Source organism: Corynebacterium sp. ACRQP (assembly GCF_022345915.1).
Taxonomy (GTDB): Bacteria; Actinomycetota; Actinomycetes; order Mycobacteriales; family Mycobacteriaceae; genus Corynebacterium; species Corynebacterium lehmanniae.
The window spans coordinates 1-19767 of the sequence record NZ_JAKRMZ010000016.1 but is presented as its reverse complement, the minus strand read 5'-3'; the positions used below and the strand labels follow the sequence as shown (position 1 = coordinate 19767).

The 19767-nt window shown below is 67.4% G+C and carries 26 protein-coding genes; 4 read left to right on the top strand and 22 right to left on the bottom strand.

Annotated elements, in window-relative coordinates; genetic code table 11:
* Positions 1-5 precede the first annotated feature (5 nt).
* The gene (guaB, locus tag MHY23_RS07530; protein ID WP_181889853.1) at positions 6-1529 is read right to left on the bottom strand and encodes an IMP dehydrogenase; all 1524 of its coding nucleotides are present in this window, start codon (positions 1527-1529) and stop codon (positions 6-8) included.
* Between the two features lie 150 nt (positions 1530-1679).
* Here guaB and MHY23_RS07525 point away from each other — a divergent pair, with 150 nt between their 5' ends.
* Positions 1680-2036 (top strand): DUF5319 domain-containing protein, encoded by a 357-nt coding sequence (locus MHY23_RS07525; protein WP_181890050.1) that lies wholly within the window; start codon positions 1680-1682, stop codon positions 2034-2036.
* Here the strand turns inward: MHY23_RS07525 and MHY23_RS07520 are convergent.
* Both MHY23_RS07520 and MHY23_RS07515 read right to left on the bottom strand, forming a co-directional pair.
* The gene (locus tag MHY23_RS07520) at positions 2033-2983 is read right to left on the bottom strand and encodes a hypothetical protein (RefSeq protein ID WP_239307044.1); all 951 of its coding nucleotides are present in this window, start codon (positions 2981-2983) and stop codon (positions 2033-2035) included. The genes MHY23_RS07525 and MHY23_RS07520 overlap by 4 nt on opposite strands.
* Positions 2980-3555 carry a sigma-70 family RNA polymerase sigma factor gene (locus MHY23_RS07515; protein ID WP_239307043.1) on the bottom strand — a complete coding sequence of 192 codons (576 nt, stop codon included), beginning with the start codon at positions 3553-3555 and terminating at the stop codon, positions 2980-2982. Before MHY23_RS07515 ends, MHY23_RS07520 begins: the two co-directional genes overlap by 4 nt.
* 276 nt (positions 3556-3831) lie before the next feature.
* Between MHY23_RS07515 and MHY23_RS07510 the strand changes: the two genes are divergently transcribed.
* A complete protein-coding gene (locus MHY23_RS07510; RefSeq protein WP_070473359.1) occupies positions 3832-4143 on the top strand; it encodes a WhiB family transcriptional regulator in 312 nt (103 codons plus the stop codon).
* Positions 4144-4213: 70 nt separating this feature from the next.
* Here the strand turns inward: MHY23_RS07510 and groL are convergent, their stop codons facing one another.
* The 10 genes from groL to MHY23_RS07460 all read right to left on the bottom strand — a co-directional run bounded on the left by groL (position 4214) and on the right by MHY23_RS07460 (position 11667).
* The gene (groL, locus tag MHY23_RS07505) at positions 4214-5821 is read right to left on the bottom strand and encodes a chaperonin GroEL (protein WP_239307042.1); all 1608 of its coding nucleotides are present in this window, start codon (positions 5819-5821) and stop codon (positions 4214-4216) included.
* A 5-nt stretch (positions 5822-5826) separates the two neighbouring features.
* Complete coding sequence (groES, locus tag MHY23_RS07500) at positions 5827-6126, bottom strand: co-chaperone GroES (RefSeq protein ID WP_181191491.1); 300 nt, start codon at positions 6124-6126, stop codon at positions 5827-5829.
* Positions 6127-6281: 155 nt separating this feature from the next.
* Positions 6282-6743, bottom strand: coding sequence for a hypothetical protein (locus MHY23_RS07495; RefSeq protein ID WP_239307041.1), 462 nt, complete (start codon positions 6741-6743; stop codon positions 6282-6284).
* Between the two features lie 65 nt (positions 6744-6808).
* A complete protein-coding gene (gene tsaD / locus MHY23_RS07490; protein ID WP_239307040.1) occupies positions 6809-7858 on the bottom strand; it encodes a tRNA (adenosine(37)-N6)-threonylcarbamoyltransferase complex transferase subunit TsaD in 1050 nt (349 codons plus the stop codon).
* Positions 7855-8331 (bottom strand): ribosomal protein S18-alanine N-acetyltransferase, encoded by a 477-nt coding sequence (gene rimI, locus MHY23_RS07485; protein ID WP_239307039.1) that lies wholly within the window; start codon positions 8329-8331, stop codon positions 7855-7857. Before rimI ends, tsaD begins: the two co-directional genes overlap by 4 nt.
* Positions 8328-8960, bottom strand: coding sequence for a tRNA (adenosine(37)-N6)-threonylcarbamoyltransferase complex dimerization subunit type 1 TsaB (gene tsaB, locus MHY23_RS07480; RefSeq protein ID WP_239307038.1), 633 nt, complete (start codon positions 8958-8960; stop codon positions 8328-8330). Before tsaB ends, rimI begins: the two co-directional genes overlap by 4 nt.
* Positions 8960-9463 carry a hypothetical protein gene (locus MHY23_RS07475; RefSeq protein WP_239307037.1) on the bottom strand — a complete coding sequence of 168 codons (504 nt, stop codon included), beginning with the start codon at positions 9461-9463 and terminating at the stop codon, positions 8960-8962. The genes tsaB and MHY23_RS07475 overlap by 1 nt, the downstream gene beginning before the upstream one ends.
* 10 nt (positions 9464-9473) lie before the next feature.
* Positions 9474-9941, bottom strand: a complete 468-nt coding sequence (gene tsaE, locus MHY23_RS07470; protein WP_239307036.1) for a tRNA (adenosine(37)-N6)-threonylcarbamoyltransferase complex ATPase subunit type 1 TsaE — start codon at positions 9939-9941, stop codon at positions 9474-9476.
* Positions 9942-11009, bottom strand: coding sequence for an alanine racemase (gene alr / locus MHY23_RS07465; RefSeq protein ID WP_239307035.1), 1068 nt, complete (start codon positions 11007-11009; stop codon positions 9942-9944).
* Between the two features lie 7 nt (positions 11010-11016).
* Positions 11017-11667: a GAP family protein gene (locus MHY23_RS07460; protein WP_239307034.1), complete on the bottom strand. Its 651-nt coding sequence runs from the start codon at positions 11665-11667 to the stop codon at positions 11017-11019.
* A 69-nt stretch (positions 11668-11736) separates the two neighbouring features.
* On the opposite strand from MHY23_RS07460, the gene MHY23_RS07455 reads away from it, so the two are divergent.
* Complete coding sequence (locus MHY23_RS07455; RefSeq protein ID WP_239307033.1) at positions 11737-12591, top strand: dienelactone hydrolase family protein; 855 nt, start codon at positions 11737-11739, stop codon at positions 12589-12591.
* An 18-nt stretch (positions 12592-12609) separates the two neighbouring features.
* On the opposite strand, the gene MHY23_RS07450 is transcribed toward MHY23_RS07455, so the two are convergent.
* The 4 genes from MHY23_RS07450 to glmM form a co-directional block, all read right to left on the bottom strand.
* A complete protein-coding gene (locus tag MHY23_RS07450) occupies positions 12610-12879 on the bottom strand; it encodes a hypothetical protein (protein ID WP_239307032.1) in 270 nt (89 codons plus the stop codon).
* A 2-nt stretch (positions 12880-12881) separates the two neighbouring features.
* Entirely contained in the window at positions 12882-13994 is a 1113-nt protein-coding gene (locus tag MHY23_RS07445) for a hypothetical protein (protein ID WP_239307031.1), read from the bottom strand.
* Positions 13991-14317 (bottom strand): hypothetical protein, encoded by a 327-nt coding sequence (locus tag MHY23_RS07440; RefSeq protein WP_239307030.1) that lies wholly within the window; start codon positions 14315-14317, stop codon positions 13991-13993. The genes MHY23_RS07445 and MHY23_RS07440 overlap by 4 nt, the downstream gene beginning before the upstream one ends.
* Before the next feature lie 108 nt (positions 14318-14425).
* On the bottom strand, positions 14426-15769 hold the full coding sequence (gene glmM / locus MHY23_RS07435; RefSeq protein ID WP_239307029.1) for a phosphoglucosamine mutase: 1344 nt from the start codon (positions 15767-15769) through the stop codon (positions 14426-14428).
* Positions 15770-15923: 154 nt separating this feature from the next.
* Between glmM and MHY23_RS07430 the strand changes: the two genes are divergently transcribed.
* Positions 15924-17003: an HNH endonuclease signature motif containing protein gene (locus MHY23_RS07430; RefSeq protein WP_239307028.1), complete on the top strand. Its 1080-nt coding sequence runs from the start codon at positions 15924-15926 to the stop codon at positions 17001-17003.
* Positions 17004-17103: 100 nt separating this feature from the next.
* Here MHY23_RS07430 and rpsI read toward each other — a convergent pair whose 3' ends face one another.
* From rpsI to MHY23_RS07405, 5 genes are all read right to left on the bottom strand, one after another.
* Positions 17104-17652 carry a 30S ribosomal protein S9 gene (gene rpsI, locus MHY23_RS07425; RefSeq protein ID WP_239307027.1) on the bottom strand — a complete coding sequence of 183 codons (549 nt, stop codon included), beginning with the start codon at positions 17650-17652 and terminating at the stop codon, positions 17104-17106.
* Positions 17652-18095 (bottom strand): 50S ribosomal protein L13, encoded by a 444-nt coding sequence (gene rplM, locus MHY23_RS07420; protein ID WP_034997310.1) that lies wholly within the window; start codon positions 18093-18095, stop codon positions 17652-17654. Before rplM ends, rpsI begins: the two co-directional genes overlap by 1 nt.
* A 295-nt stretch (positions 18096-18390) precedes the next feature.
* On the bottom strand, positions 18391-18675 hold the full coding sequence (locus MHY23_RS07415) for a WXG100 family type VII secretion target (RefSeq protein WP_239307026.1): 285 nt from the start codon (positions 18673-18675) through the stop codon (positions 18391-18393).
* 10 nt (positions 18676-18685) lie between these two features.
* The gene (locus MHY23_RS07410; RefSeq protein WP_181889836.1) at positions 18686-18997 is read right to left on the bottom strand and encodes a WXG100 family type VII secretion target; all 312 of its coding nucleotides are present in this window, start codon (positions 18995-18997) and stop codon (positions 18686-18688) included.
* Between the two features lie 103 nt (positions 18998-19100).
* On the bottom strand, positions 19101-19767 hold a 667-nt coding region (locus tag MHY23_RS07405), incomplete at its 5' end, for a type VII secretion-associated protein (protein ID WP_239307025.1).

Sequence of the window (19767 nt, the reverse complement as noted above, 5' to 3'; positions counted from 1 at the left end):
CTCCCCTACTGGCGGTAGTTCGGCGCCTCGACGGTCTGCGTGATGTCGTGCGGGTGAGACTCGCGCAGGCCGGCGGCGGTGATCTGGACGAACTGCTTCGTCTGCAGCTCCTCAATGGAGGCCGCGCCCGTGTAGCCCATGGCGGCGCGCAGGCCGCCGACGATCTGGTGGGTGATGGAGTCCAGCTCGCCGCGGAACGGCACGCGGCCCTCAATGCCCTCCGGCACTAGCTTGTCCTCGCTGGTCACGTCCGCCTGGAAGTAGCGGTCCTTGGAGAAGGAGCGCTTCTCGCCGGTCAGGCCGCGGCCCTGCATCGCGCCCATGGAGCCCATGCCGCGGTAGCGCTTGTACTGCTTGCCGCCCACGACCACGATTTCGCCCGGGGCCTCTGCGGTGCCGGCGAGCATGGAGCCGAGCATGACTGTCGACGCACCTGCGGCCAGCGCCTTGGCCACGTCGCCGGAGAACTGCATGCCGCCGTCAGCGATGATCGGCACGCCTGCGGCCTTCGCCGGGACGGATGCCTCGAGGATCGAGGTGATCTGCGGCGCGCCCACACCGGCCACCACGCGGGTGGTGCAAATGGAGCCCGGGCCGATGCCCACCTTGATCGCGTCTGCGCCCGCGTCGATCATGGCCTTCGCCGCGCTGCGGGTGGCCAGGTTGCCGCCGACGACGTCGACGCGGTCGCCGAATTCCTTCTTCACGCGCGAGACCATCTCCAGCACGCGGTTGTTGTGCGCGTGCGCGGAGTCCACCACGAGCGCGTCCACGCCGGCTTCCACCAGCAGGCCGGCGCGGTCGAAGGCGTCCTCGCCGGTGCCCACGCCAGCGGCGACGAGCAGGCGGCCGTCCGCGTCCTTGGACGCGTTCGGGTACTGCTCGCTTTTCACAAAGTCCTTCACGGTGATCAGGCCGGCCAGGGTGCCGTCGGCAGCCACGATCGGCAGCTTCTCCACCTTGTTCGCGGACAGCAGCGCGAGCGCTTCTTGCTTATCGACGCCCTCCGGTGCGACCACGAGCGGCATCGGGGTCATGACCTCGGCGACCTTGCGCTTGAAGTCAGCCTCGAAGCGCATGTCGCGGTTGGTGATGATGCCGACCAGGCGGCCGCCGTCGTCAACCACCGGCAGGCCGGAGATGCGGAAGCGGGCGCAGAGCGCGTCCACGTCCTCAAGCGTCATGTCCGGGGTTGCGGTGACCGGGTTGGACACCATTCCGGACTCGGAGCGCTTCACAATGTCGACGTGCTCCGCCTGGTCCTGGGCGCTCAAGTTGCGGTGAATCACGCCGATGCCGCCCTGGCGCGCCATCGCGATCGCCATGCGGGACTCGGTGACCGTGTCCATCGCGGCGGAGGCGATCGGCATGCCCAACCGGATGTTCTTGGTGAACTGGGAGGCGGTGCTCACCTCGGACGGAACAATGTGGGACTCCGCCGGCAGCAGCAGCACATCGTCGAAGGTCAGGCCGCGAAGCGCCACCTTGTCCGGATCGTCCCCACCAGTCCACACACGCTCATTAGCCATCGCTTAGTCTCCTCTCCCGCGCAGATGTTTTTCGCCATGATATAACGCCCCGCAAACCCCGACCGTGCCACCCAGTTCAGCGCTCCTGCGAGCGGGGGATCGAGCCGGTTTGCCACACCGTATAGGGTTAGACGGGTGAACTACGACGACATGATGCCACTGGACCCGTTCGCGGACGACCCCAACGACCCGGCATCCTTCATCGAGGACGAAGAGCACGCCGAGCCGCTGTCGCCCGCCGAACGCGTCGCAGTCATCCAGGATCTCTCGCATGTGCGCGACGCGAAGCGCATGCTGAAACCCCGCGGAATCCTCGGGGTGTCGTTCCTCTGCGAGGACTGCGACCAAGTCCACTACTACGACTGGGAGATCATGGAGCAAAACATGATCGCCTCGCTGAACAACCAGCTGCCCCCGGTGCATGAGCCGAGCGCGAACCCCAACATCGAGGCCTACGTGCCCTGGGATTACGCCATGGGCTACCTGGACGGCTTAGAGGGGCGCTAGGAGCTGCTGCCCACCGGCGGGTGGACGATCGGGCCGCCCTCTGCGCCGCCGGAGACACTGTTGCCCGCGCCGAACTCAGCGGGCGGATTCACCATCGTCGCCGGGTCGTTGACCCGCAGCGACGGGTGCTCCTGTTCCGAGGCGGTGCCCTCCGCCAAGGACCCACCGGTCGTGCCCTGCGTCGGCGCCGTGATGCCGGAAGTCGCGCTCGGCTGCGTGCTCGACGGCGTCGGCTGGGTGGACTGCGAGGGCTGGCGGGCGCCCGCACCGGAGCCTGAGCCATTGCCTGCACCCGGCCCGCGCTGCGCCGGATCCTGCGAGGACTGCGGCGGCTGCTGCTGCGCCGGCGGCGCCGGGACAGCCGGGGCCTGCTCCGGAGTCGGCTGCTCGGTGGAGGTGTCCTCCGCCGGCACCGTGGTCGCCTCCGTGACCGTCTCTGTCACCGTCGCGGCCGCGCCGCCCTTGGCCGCGCGCCGCTCGCGCTCCTTCATCGTGGCCACCAGGCCGCGCGCCTGCTCCAGCAGGTCGCGGGCGGCAGCGGCATCGCCGCTTTCGTTGGCCACCTCAAGCTCGTCGAGGGTGGTGGCCAGCTCCACCATCGTGGTGTCTTCCCCTTGCACGCCGTCCTCGAACAGGGCGGCGCCGGTGCCGACGCACACCACGGTCGCCGCGGCGGCGCCGATCAAGCCGGACAGCCACGGGCTGACGCGGCGCTTCGCCTTCTCGGCGCGCTTCTCGTCCAGCGAGGCGACGTTGCCAGCGGACTGGGAATCCTCCACGTACAGCTGTGGCGCCGGCGGCATCGGCCGGTCGACATCGCCCTTCAGCTCCAGCAGGGCGGCGGCGAGGGGGTCGTTGCCTGCCGAAGGATCGTCGCCAAGCATGAGCGCCTCAATGAACGCGTCGCTGTGCGCGAGCTCATCAAAGTGATCGTCCTGCCGTGTCATAACTCCGCTTGCCCTCCGTCCAGTTGCTTCCGCAGTTTGGACAGCGCACGGTGCTGGGCAACACGCACTGCACCCGGTGTGCTGCCCATGACTTCAGCCGTCTCCTCCGCGGACAGACCCACAAACACTCGCAGAATTACGATGTCGCGGGCCTTCTCGTTTAATGAATCGAGCAAAGCCCGCACAGCGTTACTCCCCGACGACACCATCGCGGCGTCCTCCGGTGTGATTGTCGCCATTTCGGTGTCGGGCACCTCCTCCACCGGGCTCAGCTTGTCGCGCGCCATCGCACGGTGCGCGTCTGCGACCTTGTTAAACGCGATTCCGTACACGAACGCCATGAACGGCCGCCCGGTGTCGTTGTAGCGGTCAATGCTCGTCGCCACCGCGAGGCAGATCTCCTGGGCCACATCTTCGGGGGTAGGCATCCGCCCTCCCCCGATGCGCGCCCTGGCGTAGCGCAGCACGCGCGGGTGGATGATGGAGATGATGCGCTGCAGCGCCCGCCGGTCGCCCTGCGCAGCGGCGGGGACCAAGCCAGCGAGTTCTGCGTCTTCATCGCTTGCAGCCACGCGCATCTCCTCCCTTTATCTGTCAGCCTGCTCCGGACTCGCGTAACCCGTACATAATAGACGCACTTGCCATTTTGTTTGCGCTACCGAGCTTTTGCCAGGAATTCACCTGCCCGTAACCAGGTGCGTTAACGCAGTAAGACAGGGGTATTTTCGCGCGGTTCGACTGCGCGACAGCAGTCTGTAACCGGGACGAAACCAAACGTTAACCAGAGCAGTCCACACTCGTTGCCGGTTACACGTTTGAGGTACTTCCACAAAGGAGCACTCCCGATTATGTCTTTGCCGCATCAGCTTCCCGGACCCAACGCAGACTTCTGGGATTGGCAGCTACACAGCAAGTGCCGGGGGGAGGCCTCCGAAATCTTCTACCACCCCGACGGGGAGCGCGGCCGGGCGCGCACGCAGCGCGAAAACCGCGCGAAGGCCATCTGCTTCGAGTGCCCGGTGCTCTCCCAGTGCCGCGAGCACGCGCTGCGTGTGGCTGAGCCGTACGGCATCTGGGGCGGCATGAGCGAATCCGAGCGCTCCGCCATCCTGCGCGGCACCGCCGGCGGCATGAAGGTCGCCGCGGCTTCCGCCAAGTAGCCCGGAATACGAAAAACGCCCCGATTTCGGGGCGTTTTTGCTTATCGACGAACCTTCGGCTGATGCGCGACTAGTGCGCGTGGCCCTCGTGCTCGTCTTCCTCAGCGGGCTTAGTCACCACAGACGCTTCCGTGGTGAGCACCATGCGCGCCACCGACGCGGCGTTGACCACCGCGCTGTGGGTGACCTTCACCGGGTCGATGATGCCCTGCTCGATGAGGTTGCCGTACTCGAGCGTGGCGGCGTTGAAGCCCTCGCCGTTTTGCATCTCGGCGACCTTGGACACCACAACGGCGCCGTCGAGGCCCGCGTTGTCGGCGATCCAAAACGCCGGCTTAGATAGGGCGCGGGCCACGGCCAGCACGCCGGTCTTCTGCTCGGCCTCGAAGCCCTCGGCGAAGGTCTCGAGCTGCTTGGCAATCTGCACCAGCGCAGAGCCACCGCCGGCGATGATGCCCTCGTCCGCCGCCGCGCGGGCGGCGTTGATGGCGTCCTCGACGCGCAGCTTACGCTCGTTCTGCTCGGTCTCGGTGGCGGCGCCGACGCGCAGCACGGCCACACCGCCGGACAGCTTGGCCAGGCGCTCTTCCGCCTTCTCCTTGTCCCAGGTCGAGTCGGTGGACTCGATCTCGCGGCGGATCTGGTTGCGGCGGTCCTCCACTGCCTCAGCGGTGCCGGCGCCGTCGACGATGACGGTGTCGTCCTTGGTCACCGTCACGCGGCGGGCGGAACCCAAGTGCTCCAGGGTGGCGTCCTTGAGGTTGACGCCGACCTCCGGGTCGATCACAGTCGCGTCGGTGACCACCGCGAGGTCGTCCATAAACGCCTTGCGGCGCTCGCCGAAGTACGGCGACTTCACTGCGACAACCTTGAGGATCTTGCGGATGGAGTTGACCACCAGCGCCTGCAGCGCCTCGCCCTCGATGTCCTCTGCCACCACGAACAGCGGCACAGACTCGGAGGCGGCCTGCTCCAAGAGCGGCAGGAAGTCCGGCAGGGAGGAAATCTTGCCGCGCACCAGCAGCACGCGGGCGTTTTCCAGCACGGCCTGGCCGGCGTCCGGATCCGTCATGAAGTACGGCGAGAGGAAGCCCTTGTCAAAGGAGATGCCCTCGGTCAGATCCACGTACGAGTCGATGGACTGGGACTCCTCGACGGTGAGAACACCGTCCTTGCCCACCTTGTCCATGGCGCCGGCGACCATCTCGCCGACCTCTGGGTCGCGCGAGGACACGGTGGCCACGTTTGCGATCTCGGCGGAGGACTGCACGTCGGTCGCGCGGGCCTTGAGCTCCTCGACGACCTTGTCTGCGGCGGCCTTGATGCCCTTGTTCAGCTCGATCGGGTTCGCGCCGGCCGCGACGTTGCGCAGGCCCTCGGCAACGAGCGCCTGAGCCAGAAGCGTTGCGGTGGTGGTGCCGTCGCCGGCAATGTCGTTCGTCTTGACTGCGACGGACTTCACCAGCTGCGCACCGAGGTTTTCAAACGGGTCCTCGAGGTCGATGTCGCGGGCGATGGTCACGCCGTCGTTGGTGACGGTCGGCCCGCCCCAGGACTTGGACAGCACGACGTTGCGGCCGCGGGGGCCGAGGGTGACCTTCACCGCGTCGGCGAGCGTGTCCACGCCGCGCTGGATGCCCTCGCGGGCCTCCTGATCAAATGCGATGAGTTTTGCCATGGCGCTTACTTCTCGACGACGGCCAGCAGGTCACGGGCGGACAGCAGCAGGTACTCCTCGCCGCCGTACTTCAGCTCGGTGCCGCCGTACTTGGAGAAGACGACGGTGTCGCCCTCCTTGACGTCCACGGCGATGCGGTTGCCGTTGTCGTCCAGGCGGCCCGGGCCGACAGCGATGACGACGGCTTCCTGCGGCTTCTCCGCGGCGGAATCCGGGATAACCAGGCCGGACGCGGTGGTGGTCTCAGCCTCGGCGATCTGGACGAGGACCTTGTCCTCCAGCGGCTTGATGTTGACGTTTGCCATGATCAGCAACCTTTCATTGGTGAATGATTCAACAGTTCAGGTCTGAAGAGGCGCAGCCGTCGTCGCGGGTGAACAACTGTGCTTCACACAACCTGCTTTGGCACTCTACCCCCGAGAGTGCCAGCCAACAACCACAGGCTGTGTGTTAGCGCGATTTAGGTGTTGAGCACCGCGTTTCGCCAAAGCTCGTACTCTTCGGCGTTGTCGGCGCGGTAATTCTCCACCGCGCGGATGGCCTGCAGCACCTTGCCGATGGTGCGCTCGTCCACGCTCTCCCCGTCGCGCGCCGTGAAAATCACCGGGCCGGAGATTGCGCGGGTGGGGTCGGTGAGGAACTCCGGGTTGTCCGTCTCCGCGGTGTTGCGCGCCAGCGACGCCACCGGGTTCGGCTCCTGGCCCAGCTGGGCCGCGTCCGGGCGGAAGATCGCGTGGAAGCGGTTGCCTTCCTGGTCGAAGGCAACATCGACGGCCTCGCCGGTGATGCCGCCGAGGGTCTCGCGCGCGGTGTCCTCGTCGAAGACGATGCGGCGGTAGGTCAGGTCCGGGTTGACCAGGAACCCGAAGCGCTCACGGTCGGCCTGGCCCTGGTCGAACTGCTCGGTAGTTTCAGCGGACACGGGTATTCCTTTCGTCGAACAAGACGTGCAGGCCCCAAGCGTATCCGCAGCCAGCACTTTCCGCTTTACGACGACACGAGCGGGACCTCGACCTCCAGCGACGTGTCCGTGCCCACGCCCAGCCCAGACGGCGCAGCGCCTTCGTGGATGAGCTGCGCGGCCAACGCCGCGATCATCACCCCGTTGTCCGTGCACAGGTTGAACCGCGGCACGCGCAGCTCAATACCGGCCGCGTCGCAGCGCTGCTGCGCAAGTTCGCGAAGCCTGCGGTTCGCGGCCACGCCGCCGCCGAGCAGCAGCGTGTTCGCGCCGGTGTCCTGGCAGGCCATGACGGCTTTCGCGGTGAGTACGTCGCAGACTGCCTCCTGGAAGGACGCGCAGACGTCCTCCAGCGAGATCACGCGGCCGTCGCGCTCGGCGGCCTCGACGTGGCGGGCCACCGCGGTTTTCAGGCCCGAGAAGGAGAAGTTGTAGCGGTGCTCGCCGCGCAGGTCCTCGGCGCGCGAGAGCGCCCGCGGGAACTTCACTGCCTCCGGGTCGCCTTCGGCGGCGAGCTTGTCCACCACCGGGCCGCCGGGGTAGCCCAAGCCCAGCAGGCGGGCGACTTTGTCGTAGGCCTCGCCGGCGGCGTCGTCGAGCGTGGTGCCCAGCTCCCTCATCGGCTTGCCCACAGCCTCGACCTCGAGCAGCTGCGTGTGCCCGCCGGAGACCAGCAGCGCAACCGCGTGCGGCAGCGGCTCGCCGTCCAGGTTGGCCACCGCGACGTGCCCGCCTAGGTGGTTCACGCCGTAAAACGGCACGCCCCACGCCGCCGCGTACGCCTTGGCCGCGGACGCGCCGACCAGCAGCGCGCCGGCCAGGCCCGGGCCCACAGTGGCGGCGACCGCGTCGGGCTTGTCGATGCCCGCGTCCGCCAGCGCCTTCTCCATCACCTGCGGCATGGCCTCTAGGTGCGCGCGCGAGGCGATCTCCGGCACGACCCCGCCGAAACGGGCGTGCTGCTCCATCGAGGAGGCGACCACGTCGGCGAGGATGTCCATCGTGCCGTCTTCGCGCAGCTCGACAATGCCCACGCCGGTTTCGTCGCACGAGGACTCGATGCCCAACACAATCACTGGTCTCGCCTTTCGCTCTTCTTCGGCCGCGTCATGGTGTACGCGTCCATGCCGGAGGCCTGATAGTAGTTCTTGCGCACGCCCGCGGTGAAAAACCCGAAGCTTTCGTACAGCCGGATCGCGGGCGTGTTGTCCACCCGCACTTCCAAAAAGCACGGCCCGTCTAGCAGGTCCACGGTGTGCATGAGCTGGTCCATCAGCGCCCGGCCCAGGCCCTCGCCCTGCCGGGAGGGGTCGACGCCGATGGTGTGGATCTCAAACTCCGGGTCGTCCTTCGGCCCGAGCATGGCCAGGCCCGCAAAGCCGACCAGCTCATCGCCGTCGAAGGCGCCCAGGTAGAAGGTGTGGCGCGCGGCGATCTCGGAGCGGTACGCCGCCTCGGACCACGGGCTGTCGCCGGCGAAGAGCACCGCCTCGATGGCGGCGGCCGCCGGGGCGTCCGCGACGGTCAGCTCGCGGAAACTCAGGCTCATGGCAGCGCCGGCGACTTCGGTGCCTGCTTCGGCGGCACCGCATCTGGCCGGCGCAGATACAGCGGCACCAGCGGCTCCGGCGGCGCGTCCAGGTCGGCGACTGCGACGAGGCCGGCAGGTGTTGGGGGTTGGTAGGTCACCCTTTGGGCGTCGACAGGCAAAAGCTCCGCGAGCGACGACGGCACGCTGACCACATCCACCGCGGGCGAGGTCAGGTCCGCCGGCTTGCACACGTCCGGGCCGGCGACGCGCTTGCCGCCGGAGTAGCGCGCCCAGTACACCTCGCGGCGGCGCGCGTCGGTGACCACCAGCGCCTCACCGCCAAGCGACGCGGCGACCGCGTCATGCGTGCACACCCCGTGCACCGGAATGGCAAGCGCCTGCCCCAGCGCCGACGCAGTGGACATGCCGACGCGCAGGCCGGTAAACGGCCCTGGGCCGCAGCCGACCACGACCGCGCCCAGGTCCGCGAACTCGACGCCCGCCTCCCCCAACAACCGGGTGATCTCCGGCATGAGCGTCTCGTTGTGCGCGCGGGTGGCAACGGCCGTCTCCGCGAGCACACGGTCCCCGTCCACGATGCCTGCGACCAGGTCAGTCGTGGCGGTGTCCAGGGCGAGAACGAGCATTACTGGCCCAACCCGAGGGTCCAGCGGCCCTGGTTCATGTGGAACGGCATCGCGGTGTTGAGCGGGAAGGACTCGGACTGCGGCACGGTGCAGATGTCCACCTTGTTCAGCTCCACCGGGTCCACCATGGGAGCCTCGCCCTCGCCGCCCGGGATGAGCAGGACGTAGCCGAGGTCGCCGCCGAGGTCCAGGTCGTCGGCGCTGATGCCGAAGGCCTCAAGCTTGGCGTCCACCAGCTCCTGCGGCTCGCCCGGGCACAGCGTGGTGTAGCCGAGGTAGCGCTCCGGGTCGTAGATGCGCGCCGGATCCACTAGCTGAGCGGACACGGCGTCGCCGCCCGGGCGGGTCTGCTGCAGCGAGCGCGTCAGCGAGTTCGTGGGCGTCACCTGGGCGACCTCGGTGGAACGGGACTGCGGGATGAAGATGATCCCCGCCAAAATCACGAGCCACAGCACAGCTGCGAGCACGATCCAGCGGCGGGACTGGCTAGTGAGGTTGAGCATGCGTGTAAGCCTACATCCCGTCTTCGACGCGCCAGGAGATAATGCGGGCTTCTGTGTCGGCGTGTGTGCGCCGATCCAGCGTGACGTGCACGTGGCGCTGCGCGAGTTGCTCCACCAGGCCGCCGCCCCACTCGGCCACCACCACGGCATCTTCGAGGGCGCTGTCCAGGTCGAGGGCGTCGAGCTCGCCCAGCGGGTCGTCGCCGAGCCGGTAAGCGTCCACGTGCACGAGCGAGGGGCCATTGCCTATCGACGAGTGCTCCCGCGCAATCACGAACGTCGGGCTCGTCACCCGGCCCTTGACCCCCATGCCCCTCGCGATGCCCTGTGTGAAGGTGGTCTTGCCCGCGCCGAGCGGGCCGTCGAGCACCACGAGGTCGCCCGCCTCGAGCGTCTGCCCCAGCTCTTCGCCGAGCGTTTGCGTATCTTGGGCATCGTCGCACAGCCGCTCGCCCTGCGCCGGAAACGTGGACTTCATTTACTTGCCCTCCCCGATGTAGCGGCGGGTGGTGCGACCGCGCGGGGCGCAGACCACCTCGTAGTTGATGGTGCCGGCGCGCTTGGCTAGCGCGGTGGCGTCGCCGAAGATGACGGCCTCGTCGCCCGCGGCGACACCTGCGTCGTTGTCGCCGAGCCAGACCACAATCTGGTCCATGGACACCCGGCCCACCTGCTGGTAGCTCCGGCCCGCGATGTCGACCTCCACGGCGCCTTGCCAGGAGCGCTGCACCCCGTCCGCGTAGCCCGCGGGGATCACGGCCGTGAACCCGTCCGCCGGCGCTTCCCAGGTCCGGGCGTAGCTGGTGGCCTCGCCGGCGCGCATCGGCTTCACCGTCACCACCGGCGCCGACCAGGTCATCGCCGGTTTCAGTCCGTGGTCGAGGCCGTCGACCGGCTCCAGGCCGTACAGGCTCAAACCCGGCCGGACCATGTCGAAGTGCAGGTCCGGGCGGGTCCACGTCGCCGGCGAGTTCGCCGCGTGGTTGCGCGGCACCTCAAGGCCCACCTGGCGGGCCTGGGCGATCGCGCGGCGAAACCCGGCCGCTTGCTGGTCCGTGTACGGGTCGGACGGGTCGTCGGCGCAGCTGAAGTGCGTCATCAGCCCCGCCACCTCGAGCTTGCCTTCGCGCTGCGCGTCCAGGGCGACCTCGAAGGCCTCCTGCCAGCGGACCTCGTCGATGCCGGAGCGGTGCATGCCCGTGTCCACTTTGAGGTAGACGGTGGGCGCCGTTGGTGCGTCGATAAGCGAATGCAAATGCGTCATCGACGGGGCCGCGACATCGACGCCATCCGGGAGCTCCTCATGCGGATCCCACAGCCACGCCAGCACCGGCTTAGTGGTCAGCTCGCGCACCCGGCGCGCCTCCGCGAACGTGGCCACGCCGAACGCGTCCGCGCCGTTCGCCTCCATCACCGGCACGCAGCGCTTAACGCCGTGGTTGTAGGCGTCCGCCTTGACCACGCACATCAGCTCCGCGGTCGTTTGCTCGCGCAGGCGGCGGGTGTTGTGCGCGATAGCGTCCAGATCGATCGTTGTTGTCAGCACGGGCCTATTACACCACGTGGGTCACGCCCAAAACGATGAGCAGCACCGCCACCGACCACGTCGCCGCCGCCGTGACCTGGTCGGGGTGGGCGCGCGCCCAGTCGAAGCCGCGCGCGGCGGCGCTGTCCGGCTTCGCGCGCACCCAGCCGACGGCCAAGGCCGCCAACGTGGGCAGCGACAGCGCCACCGTGGCGTACAGCGGGATCGCGGCGTAGCGCACCTGCGCGTCGACGCCGGCGGCCGACAGCAGTGCCAGCCCGCCGTAAAACGGTAACGAGGTCGCCGACTGGATCAGGCCGAGCACCACGCCGGTTCCCACGGTGGCCGGGCCGGGGGTGTGCAGCGGGCGCATGATCTTTTGCACCAGCGCCTGGTTGTCGCCGCCGCGCACCGCGAGGACGGCGGTGAGGACGCCGGTGGCGATGAGCAAAATGCCGAACACCGGGCCTTCGACGAAGCGCTGCACCACTGGGCCCAGGCCGTCGAAAATCACCAGCATGATCAGCGCCAAGCCAGCCACGCCGCACCAATCGCCCGCGATCAGCAGCGCGGTGGTCTTGGCGTAGTTGCTCCGTGCAGCAATGCCGACCGCGACGATGACGCCGATGAGGAGCAGATTCACCGAATCAATGAACGCCAGCTGCAACGCACCGAGCATCCGACCTCCTGTCTGTGGGGTTTGTCGGACTTACCCTAGCGGAGACAGGTATGCAGTAGGATTGCCCGCGTGTCTGCGAAGCTGAAGAAACTCTCCGACCTGTCCAAGCGCGGCCCGCACCGCGTCCTGGAAGGCGACCTGGGCTACACCGGCCTGCCCGGCAAGGTCTACACCCCCGCCGAAGGCAAGAACCTGCCCGGCGTGGCGTTCGGCCACGACTGGCTCAAGGATGTCGCCGCCTACGAGGACACCCTGCGCCACCTGGCCAGCTGGGGCATCGCCGTGGCCGCGCCGGACACCGAAACCGGCTTCAAGCCCGACCACGTCGGCCTCGCCGCCGACCTGGAGACCGCCATGCAGATCCTCGGCGGCGTGCGCCTGGGCAACGGCAACATCTCCATCTCGCCCGGCAAGCTCGGCATCGTCGGCCACGGCATGGGCGGCGGCGCGGCCGTGCTCGCCGCGGTGGACAACCCGAAGGCGAAGGCCGTGGCGGCGGTGTACCCGGCAAACGTGGCGCCGTCCGCAGTCGAGGCGGCGCGCAACCTGTTCGTCCCCGGCATGGTCGTCGGCCCCGGCGAAGACGGCGACTCGCTGTTCGACCCAGGCAACCCCGCCAAGCTGGCCTACAACTGGGCCGGCGAAGTGGTCTACCGCGCGCCGAAGAAGGGCGACCAGCAGTCCTTCTCCGAGGACAACATGGTCAAGCGCATCCTCGGTGTGGGCAAGTCCGATCGCGGCCTGCAGGAAACCGTCCGCGGCCTGCTCGTGGGCTACCTGCTGCACCAGCTCGACGAGGACAAGGCCTACGGCTCCTACTCCGAACCGGACGCAGAAGGCTCCGGCGTGGAGTCCCTGACCGGCGAGAAGCTGTCCAAGGCCGCCGGCCTGGCGCGCGACAACGCCAGCTTCTCCCTGTTCTAACCCCCTTCCCCGTCGTGCTTACACGACGGGGTTTTCGCCGTTCGGGCCTATCGCGCGCAGCACCGCCTGGATCTGCTGCTTTTGCGAAGCGTTACGACGGGGCCGCGGCATGCTGTAATCCCCCCGCGGCACCGTCACCGGCTGCCGCGGCATCGTCTCCCGGGCCCGCGCGTGATGCTTGGCGGTCATCTCCATCTTCTGCTGCGTTTCCTTCATCAATGCCTCAAAATCCGCCATGCGCTTCGCGGTGCGCTTTTGGTACTGCGCCACAAAAAGTTCGAAATCCATCGCTACCACTCCCCTGCCTTCTTCATTGCCCACGGATCAGCTTCCACCCCACCGGCTTCGGTGTCATTGCCGCCTGCATTTCCCGCCTGCGCCGGCTGCGTTTCCAGATTCTCCAGCTTCTTCGGCGGCGGCGCCGGCTCCTCCACCTGCGACAGCTCCGGCGGCGGGGCGATCACCCCGTCATCCGCGGGTGCCGGTGCGGGAGGCGGCGGTGGCGGCGGCTCCGGTTCCGGTTCACATTCCGGCTCCGGCTCGGGTTCCGGTTCGCACTCCGGTTCTGGTTCTGGTTCCGGTTCCGGTTCGCACTCGGGTTGAGCCGCAGGCTCCGTCGGGCAGTCCTCCAGCGCCGTCTCCTCGATGCCGAGCGTCGCCTCCAGTTTCGCGTCCAACGTCAGATCCAACTTCAGATCCAGCCCCAAGCGGGCGCCTGAATCGGCAGATACGTCGGAAGCGCTGGTGGCGGCGGCGGGGCGCGTCGTGACGTCGCAAGGCGTATGCTCCTTCTCCCCGAATTGCACCGGCGGGGCCGGCTGCTCGACGGCCGCGGTGTCGACGCGCGTGGCAACCTCCCCCAGGCACTCCTTGATCACGCCGTTGCGGTCGCTGGCGGTCTCGCGCGCGCTGCGCAGCGCCTCGATGACCATCTCCACCGCCGGCTGGATCAGCTGCACAATCCCGCAGTTCAGCACGATGTCCAGCATGCGCCGCGCCGGCTCCAGCAGGGCGCGCACCGCCGATTCCGCGGTGTCCACGATCGTCTTGATCGCCTCCCCGCACTGCCCGATCGACTCGCCTGCGGCTTTCGCGCGGTCGAAATGCTCGGTTTCGCGTGCTTCGTCGCAACGCTCGCGCTCGCGGATGCCCACCTCGTCGAACCAGGCACTCTCGTCGCACGAGCACGTCCGCGCCGGCGTGTCCGGCCGCTGCCCGCCCGCGGACAACTTCAGGCCCGCGGCGAGAAACGCGCTCAAGTCGAGCCCGTCGGTCTGCGCGACCTGCTCCAACAATTCGCCGGCCAAGCCGTGGACCGCGGCGCGCTGCGCCGGCCCCACCTCCGGCGCGACATCGACCGCGCGCACCAGCGACTGGACGTCGTCTTTCACCGCCGCCATCATGCGTTATCCACCCCGCCCGCGATCGATGCCAAATACTCGGAAGAGAGCTGGTCGGCGGCGACGGTGGCGTCGCTAAGCGAAAGCACCTGCCCCCAATTCTCCCCGCGCGCCGCAAGGAAACGTTGCGACGTGGAATGCAACGCATCCAGCGCATCCACGATGCGCTGTCCCTCCCGCGCGAACCCCGCGCCGAACGACGACGCGGCAACCGCCGGCCGCCCGGCGTCGAGCTCGTGCGCGGCGTCGCGGTACGCGTCGATAGCCTCTGTGTACTTCGTGCGCACCGCATCGATATCGATGTCGAGCGCCCCAACATGTGTCATATGCCCACCCCCGAAAGGCTCGCAGTTGAACTGTCTTACCTTTAGTTAGACTCCCCCAACGCCCCGGCGGTTCCCTGCCGGGGCAAAAAACTTTTACCGCGGATAAACCTACACCGCGGCAACGACCGCCGCGAGGCGACCGGCAACCTTGCGCGCCTGCTCCTCCTCAGCGGCCTCGACCATGACGCGGAACAGCTCCTCGGTGCCCGACGGGCGCAGCAGCACGCGGCCGGCTTCGCCCAGCTCAGCCTCCGCTTCAGCGATGGCATCCTTGACGGACTGGTCCTCCAAGATCAGCGCCTTGTTGGACACCGGCACGTTGATCAGCGTCTGCGGCAGTACCGTCATCACCTCCGCCAGCTCGGCGAGCGTCTTGCCGGTCTCCGCCATGCGCTGCATGAGCATGAGGCCGGACAGGACGCCGTCACCAGTCGTGGCATGCGCCGGGACCACGATGTGGCCGGACTGCTCGCCGCCCAGCGAGAAATCGCCGCGTCCGAGCTCCTCGAGCACGTAGCGGTCGCCCACCTTCGTCTCGCGCACCTCGATGCCCTCGCGCTGCATGGCCAGCTTCAGGCCCAGGTTGCTCATCACCGTGGCGACCAGCGTGTTGTCCTTGAGGCTGTTGGATTCCTTCATGCCGGTGGCGAGGATCGCCATGATTTGATCGCCGTCGACGACGTTGCCCTGCGCGTCCACGGCCAGGCAGCGATCGGCGTCGCCGTCGTGCGCCAGGCCCAGGTCCGCACCGTGTTCGACCACGGCCGCCTGGATCTGGTCCATGTGGGTGGAGCCGGAGCCGTCGTTGATGTTGTAGGCGTTCGGCGTGTTGTGGATGGCGGTGACCTCGGCGCCGGCGGCGGCATAGGCCTTCGGGGCGACCTCGGAGGCGGCGCCGTTGGCGCAGTCCACCACGACCTTGATGCCGCTCAGCGGCTCGGTGACGGCCTCCTTGAGGTGGGCGAGGTAGCGCTCCTGCGCGTCCGGCGCCTCCTCGATCACGCGCCCGATGGCGGTGCCGGTCGGGCCCGTTTCCTCCAGCACGGCCATGGCGCGCTCGATCTCGTCCTCAATGTTGTCCGGCAGCTTCTTGCCGCCGGCGGCGAAGAACTTGATGCCGTTATCCGGCATCGGGTTGTGGGACGCGGAGATCATCACACCGATGTCGGCGCCGTAGTCGTCGGTGAGAAACGCCAAGCCCGGGGTGGGGATGACGCCGACGCGCAGCACGTCCACGCCTTTCGACGCCATACCGGCCGCCATCGCGGCAGCCAGCATCTCGCCGGAGACGCGCGGGTCCCGGCCGATCAGCGCGATCGGGCGGCGCTTCTCAGAGCCGCGGTCCTTGGTCAGCACGGTCGCGGCCGCGGCGCCGAGCTTGAGGGCAAGCGATGCGGTGAGGGCCTCGTTAGCCAGGCCGCGGACACCGTCAGTTCCGAACAATCGAGTCATGCGCACAATTATGCACTTGCCTATCGACGATCGCTCCGCCACCCCAACTTTCGCGCGATTTTACCTGCGGGTTTGGTAGTTATCCACAGGGGTGATGACACAAATTCCACAGGGCCGGGCGGGGCGGGGTTGCGATTGTTTTAGTGTTCGTGGCATGAACCCGTTCGACGCATTCATTCAGGCGATGGCCGCAGCATCCGTGGAGACGCTGCGGCACTTCGACCTGCCTGTTGCGTTGGGTGCCGGCATGGCGCCGGATCGGGCACGCGCGTGGGACGCAATGCAGAAGGTGTACTACGGGCCCACAAAATTCACCCGCAAGCAGGCCTTGGCAGTACAGAAGGCCCGCGGGTTCTCCCTGGACGAGCTCGCACTGATCGAACGCCGCGTCGGGGGCGTGAAAGACACCGGCGAGCGGTGGCGGCTGCGCCTCGCCTTGCTGGATGTCACCGGCGGGTACCGCGCGATCGAACGCGCCGCACGCGAACTCGTGCCCCGCGAGGACAATGCTCCGACGAAGAAGCAGGTCGCGTTCTCCGCACCGAGAAACGGGCGGGCGCGCATCACCATCGACACCACCGACCGCAAAGCCGCAGACCTCGAGCACCGCCTGCGCCAAGGCATCGACGCCACACAGCCGGCCGCACCCCAGATGGAGGAAGCGTTCTGGCGCATCGTCGAAGGCAAAACCGGCGGGGTCATCGCCGCGGCACCACGCCCGATCGTGCTGGTGCCGATCACCGAACACGCACGCATCATGGCGGGTGAGGGCGACGACGTCATCCTCACCTTGACTGACGGCACCACCATGACCGGGGCGGAGTACATGCAGCAAGAATTCGGCGACACCTTGGAGGTTGCCGCCTTCCACCCGGAGGAAGGCGCGGTGAACCTCTACGACACCGAGCGCTTCGCCAACCAGAAACAACGCGACCTCGCCTGCATGGTCTCACCCGTGTGCGCCTTCCCAGGCTGCAGGCACGGGGCGTTGGGCTCCGAGATCCACCACGTGAATGCGTGGAAACACGGCGGCTACACCAACATGAACAACCTCGTGCCGCTGTGCCGCTACCACAACCGGGTCAACGACGACGACCCCTGGCGCAAGAGCCGGGGCCACATCACCATGATCCGAGGCGCACCATGGTGGATCTCACCACGCGGGTACCACCTGAAAAACACCGACCGCGGAGCACTCGACCAACTCTTCGGACCACGAAGCACAGGACCCTGACACCCGCAGCACCCACCCCTGCGCGACAAACCCTGCCCTAACAACGCGAAACGCCGCCGCCCAACAAGGACGACGGCGATTCGGCGCGCGCGAAAAGCGATTAACGCTTGGAGTACTGCGGTGCGCGACGGGCCTTGTGCAGACCTGCCTTCTTGCGCTCCACGGCACGGGCGTCACGGGTGAGCAGGCCGGCCTTCTTCAGGGTCGGGCGCTCAGCCGGGTTGTAGATGTTCAGCGCACGGGCGATAGCCAGACGCAGAGCACCGGACTGGCCGGTCGGGCCGCCACCGGAGATGTTGGCCTTGATGTCGAACTGGCCCTCGCGCTCGAGCAGGGTCAGCGGGGTGAGGATGTCCTGCTGGTGCAGCTTGTTCGGGAAGTAGTCCTCGAACTCGCGGCCGTTGACGGTGATCTTGCCCTCGCCCTCGACGACGGTCACGCGGGCGATGGCGCGCTTACGGCGGCCAACGGTCTGGATCGGACCCTCGTGCAGCGGAGCGACCTCGACGGTCTCCTCGGTTACCTCAGCCTCGGGGGCGATGGCGTCGCCGATAGTGTAGTTGAACTCCTCGGTCGCGGCGGTTGCGGCGTCGACGTCGGTGCCCAGGTCCTCAGCGGCGGTGTTTTCGAAGTTGTTCGGCTCGGTCATTACTGTGCCACCTGCTTAAACTCGTAGGTTTCCGGCTGCTGGCCAGCGTACGGGTGCTCGGCACCGACGAAGACGTGCAGCTTCTTGATGGACTGACGGGAAAGCTTGTTGTGCGGCATCATGCCCTTGACAGCTTCCTCGATCACGCGATCCGGACGCTCGTCCAGCGCGCGGCCCAGGGTCATGGACTTCAGACCACCCGGGTAGCCGGAGTGGCGGTAACGCATCTCGCGCTCGCGCTTGTTGGAGGAGATGTGGATCTTGTCGGCGTTGATCACGATGACGTGGTCGCCGGTGTCGACGTTCGGTGCGTACTGCGGCTTGTGCTTACCGCGCAGGATGTCTGCGACGGTGGAAGCAAGCTTGCCCAGCACCACGTCGGTTGCGTCGATGACGTACCACTTACGGGTGATGTCACCGCTCTTCGGGTGGTAAGTAGACATGCATGACTCCTTAAAGTCTGTCTAGATGGCTGCCGGCCAAAAACTTCGTCTGCCCCTTTGTGCTTTACGGCGGCCGGTGGAGACCCGAAAAGCGCATCCGGCGGGACACACAGGGATAACACCCTACGGCACGCGCCCCCGAAAACAAAAAGCGCCGCCGCAGGTGATTCCCCCATCACCTGCGGCGGCACGTCCCCCGTATCCCCCGTGTGGTTGCGCCGCGGGCCGGTCCGAAGCCGAGCCCGTCCCCCGATGAAAACGGCCCCGTCACGGCCCGCGACGCAAGTCTTGTTGTTTAGCCCCAGCTGTTTGCGGCTGCGTTGTTGACGGCGAGCATGGTGGTGTTGCCGTCTTCAACGGTGTTGGCGATCTGGTTGAGGATCTGGTTGAGATCCTCTGCCGCCTGGTCCCACTTGGCCTGGTGTGCCTGGTAGGCCGCGGCTGCGGTGCCTTCCCAGGTCTGGGCCATGGGCTGGAGCATCTGCTTGAGTTCGGCCAGGTCCCCGTTGATGCGGGAGGCGGAGGCGCGCATGTCCTCTGCGGCGCCGGCGATCTGCGCGAAGTCGTACTTGATCTGCATGGTTTCCCCTTTACAGTGCGAGTCCGCCGGCGATCTGGCGGAGGCTGTCGGTGTTGGTGGCGTCGGTGGTTTCGTAGTTCTTGGCGTTGTCGCGGATGTTCACGGCGATCGCGCTCAGAGCTTCAGACAATCGCCTTTGGGCGTCGTCGTACCTGATCATCAGGTCGTCGAAGCTGCGCTGTGCGTTGCCCACCCAGTAGCCGCGGGTGGCTTCGGCGACTTGCTGGACGCGGTCGATTTCGCGGTTGACGTCGGCGTTGGTGTCGTCGGTGCGGTCTGCAGCGGCGCGCATGACCTCGGCTTCGGTTGCGAACTGCTCCATGGTTTCTTTCCCCCTCGTTGTGTGTTGGGACGGACAACGTCTGTGCTGTCCGTATATCTGACTGACGTTTGGCCCTTTCGGTTCCATCGGTCGCAAAACTTTTTTATGGCCCCACGTCAGCCCCCTTATATTCAGCGGTTTCCATGGCCATGCGGCAGGTGGCGCGTTGCACGACGGTGGGTTCGGCGCGTGTGTGGCAGCCCACGAACAGCTGCACCGTCCCGTTGGGCCAGGTCTTCCACAGTGATTGCGAGCCGTCGCCGGCGCGCTCGAGGTAGGTCACGGCGATACCGTCGGTGTCGACGAGTTCGACTTCCGGGTCGGCCTCAATGTCGGCGAGCAGTTGTTCGGCCATGGTGCGCGCGGGCAACTGGTAGAGGTGCTCGACGGCCATCTGCAGGCGGAAGTTGGGGTCGTCGCCCGTGGCGCGCCACATGCCGTCGTCGGCTTCGAGGGTGAAGCCTGCGGGAAGTTGGACGGTGAGGCCCTCGCGCTCAATGCTTATCGACGTCTGCTCCGCCCGTTCCTCCTCCTGCACAGGAGACGGAGACTGCGCAGCCTGCGGCGGTGACGGTGGTTGTGACTGCTCCGTTTCCTCCTGCGCAGGAGCCTGCGACTGCGCTCCCCCGCTGGTTAAACCCCAGATCACGGCGGCGCAGGCGAGCGCGACCGCGGCGACGACGCCGGCGATGATCCACGTGCCGGAGCGCGGCTCCTGCTCGGGCGGCGGTGGCCGGTGGAAGGCTTCGGGCGCGTCGTCGGGCGGGGGC

What these genes read in the sequence shown, in the direction of transcription:
- guaB (WP_181889853.1), bottom strand. Translation starts at nt 1,529, where the DNA reads ATGGCTAATGAGCGTGTGTGGACTGGTGGGGACGATCCGGACAAGGTG.
- MHY23_RS07525 (WP_181890050.1), top strand. Translation starts at nt 1,680, where the DNA reads ATGATGCCACTGGACCCGTTCGCGGACGACCCCAACGACCCGGCATCC.
- MHY23_RS07520 (WP_239307044.1), bottom strand. Translation starts at nt 2,983, where the DNA reads ATGACACGGCAGGACGATCACTTTGATGAGCTCGCGCACAGCGACGCG.
- MHY23_RS07510 (WP_070473359.1), top strand. Translation starts at nt 3,832, where the DNA reads ATGTCTTTGCCGCATCAGCTTCCCGGACCCAACGCAGACTTCTGGGAT.
- groL (WP_239307042.1), bottom strand. Translation starts at nt 5,821, where the DNA reads ATGGCAAAACTCATCGCATTTGATCAGGAGGCCCGCGAGGGCATCCAG.
- groES (WP_181191491.1), bottom strand. Translation starts at nt 6,126, where the DNA reads ATGGCAAACGTCAACATCAAGCCGCTGGAGGACAAGGTCCTCGTCCAG.
- rimI (WP_239307039.1), bottom strand. Translation starts at nt 8,331, where the DNA reads ATGAGCCTGAGTTTCCGCGAGCTGACCGTCGCGGACGCCCCGGCGGCC.
- tsaB (WP_239307038.1), bottom strand. Translation starts at nt 8,960, where the DNA reads ATGCTCGTTCTCGCCCTGGACACCGCCACGACTGACCTGGTCGCAGGC.
- MHY23_RS07475 (WP_239307037.1), bottom strand. Translation starts at nt 9,463, where the DNA reads ATGCTCAACCTCACTAGCCAGTCCCGCCGCTGGATCGTGCTCGCAGCT.
- tsaE (WP_239307036.1), bottom strand. Translation starts at nt 9,941, where the DNA reads ATGAAGTCCACGTTTCCGGCGCAGGGCGAGCGGCTGTGCGACGATGCC.
- MHY23_RS07460 (WP_239307034.1), bottom strand. Translation starts at nt 11,667, where the DNA reads ATGCTCGGTGCGTTGCAGCTGGCGTTCATTGATTCGGTGAATCTGCTC.
- MHY23_RS07450 (WP_239307032.1), bottom strand. Translation starts at nt 12,879, where the DNA reads ATGGATTTCGAACTTTTTGTGGCGCAGTACCAAAAGCGCACCGCGAAG.
- MHY23_RS07445 (WP_239307031.1), bottom strand. Translation starts at nt 13,994, where the DNA reads ATGATGGCGGCGGTGAAAGACGACGTCCAGTCGCTGGTGCGCGCGGTC.
- MHY23_RS07440 (WP_239307030.1), bottom strand. Translation starts at nt 14,317, where the DNA reads ATGACACATGTTGGGGCGCTCGACATCGATATCGATGCGGTGCGCACG.
- glmM (WP_239307029.1), bottom strand. Translation starts at nt 15,769, where the DNA reads ATGACTCGATTGTTCGGAACTGACGGTGTCCGCGGCCTGGCTAACGAG.
- MHY23_RS07430 (WP_239307028.1), top strand. Translation starts at nt 15,924, where the DNA reads ATGAACCCGTTCGACGCATTCATTCAGGCGATGGCCGCAGCATCCGTG.
- rpsI (WP_239307027.1), bottom strand. Translation starts at nt 17,652, where the DNA reads ATGACCGAGCCGAACAACTTCGAAAACACCGCCGCTGAGGACCTGGGC.
- rplM (WP_034997310.1), bottom strand. Translation starts at nt 18,095, where the DNA reads ATGTCTACTTACCACCCGAAGAGCGGTGACATCACCCGTAAGTGGTAC.
- MHY23_RS07415 (WP_239307026.1), bottom strand. Translation starts at nt 18,675, where the DNA reads ATGCAGATCAAGTACGACTTCGCGCAGATCGCCGGCGCCGCAGAGGAC.
- MHY23_RS07410 (WP_181889836.1), bottom strand. Translation starts at nt 18,997, where the DNA reads ATGGAGCAGTTCGCAACCGAAGCCGAGGTCATGCGCGCCGCTGCAGAC.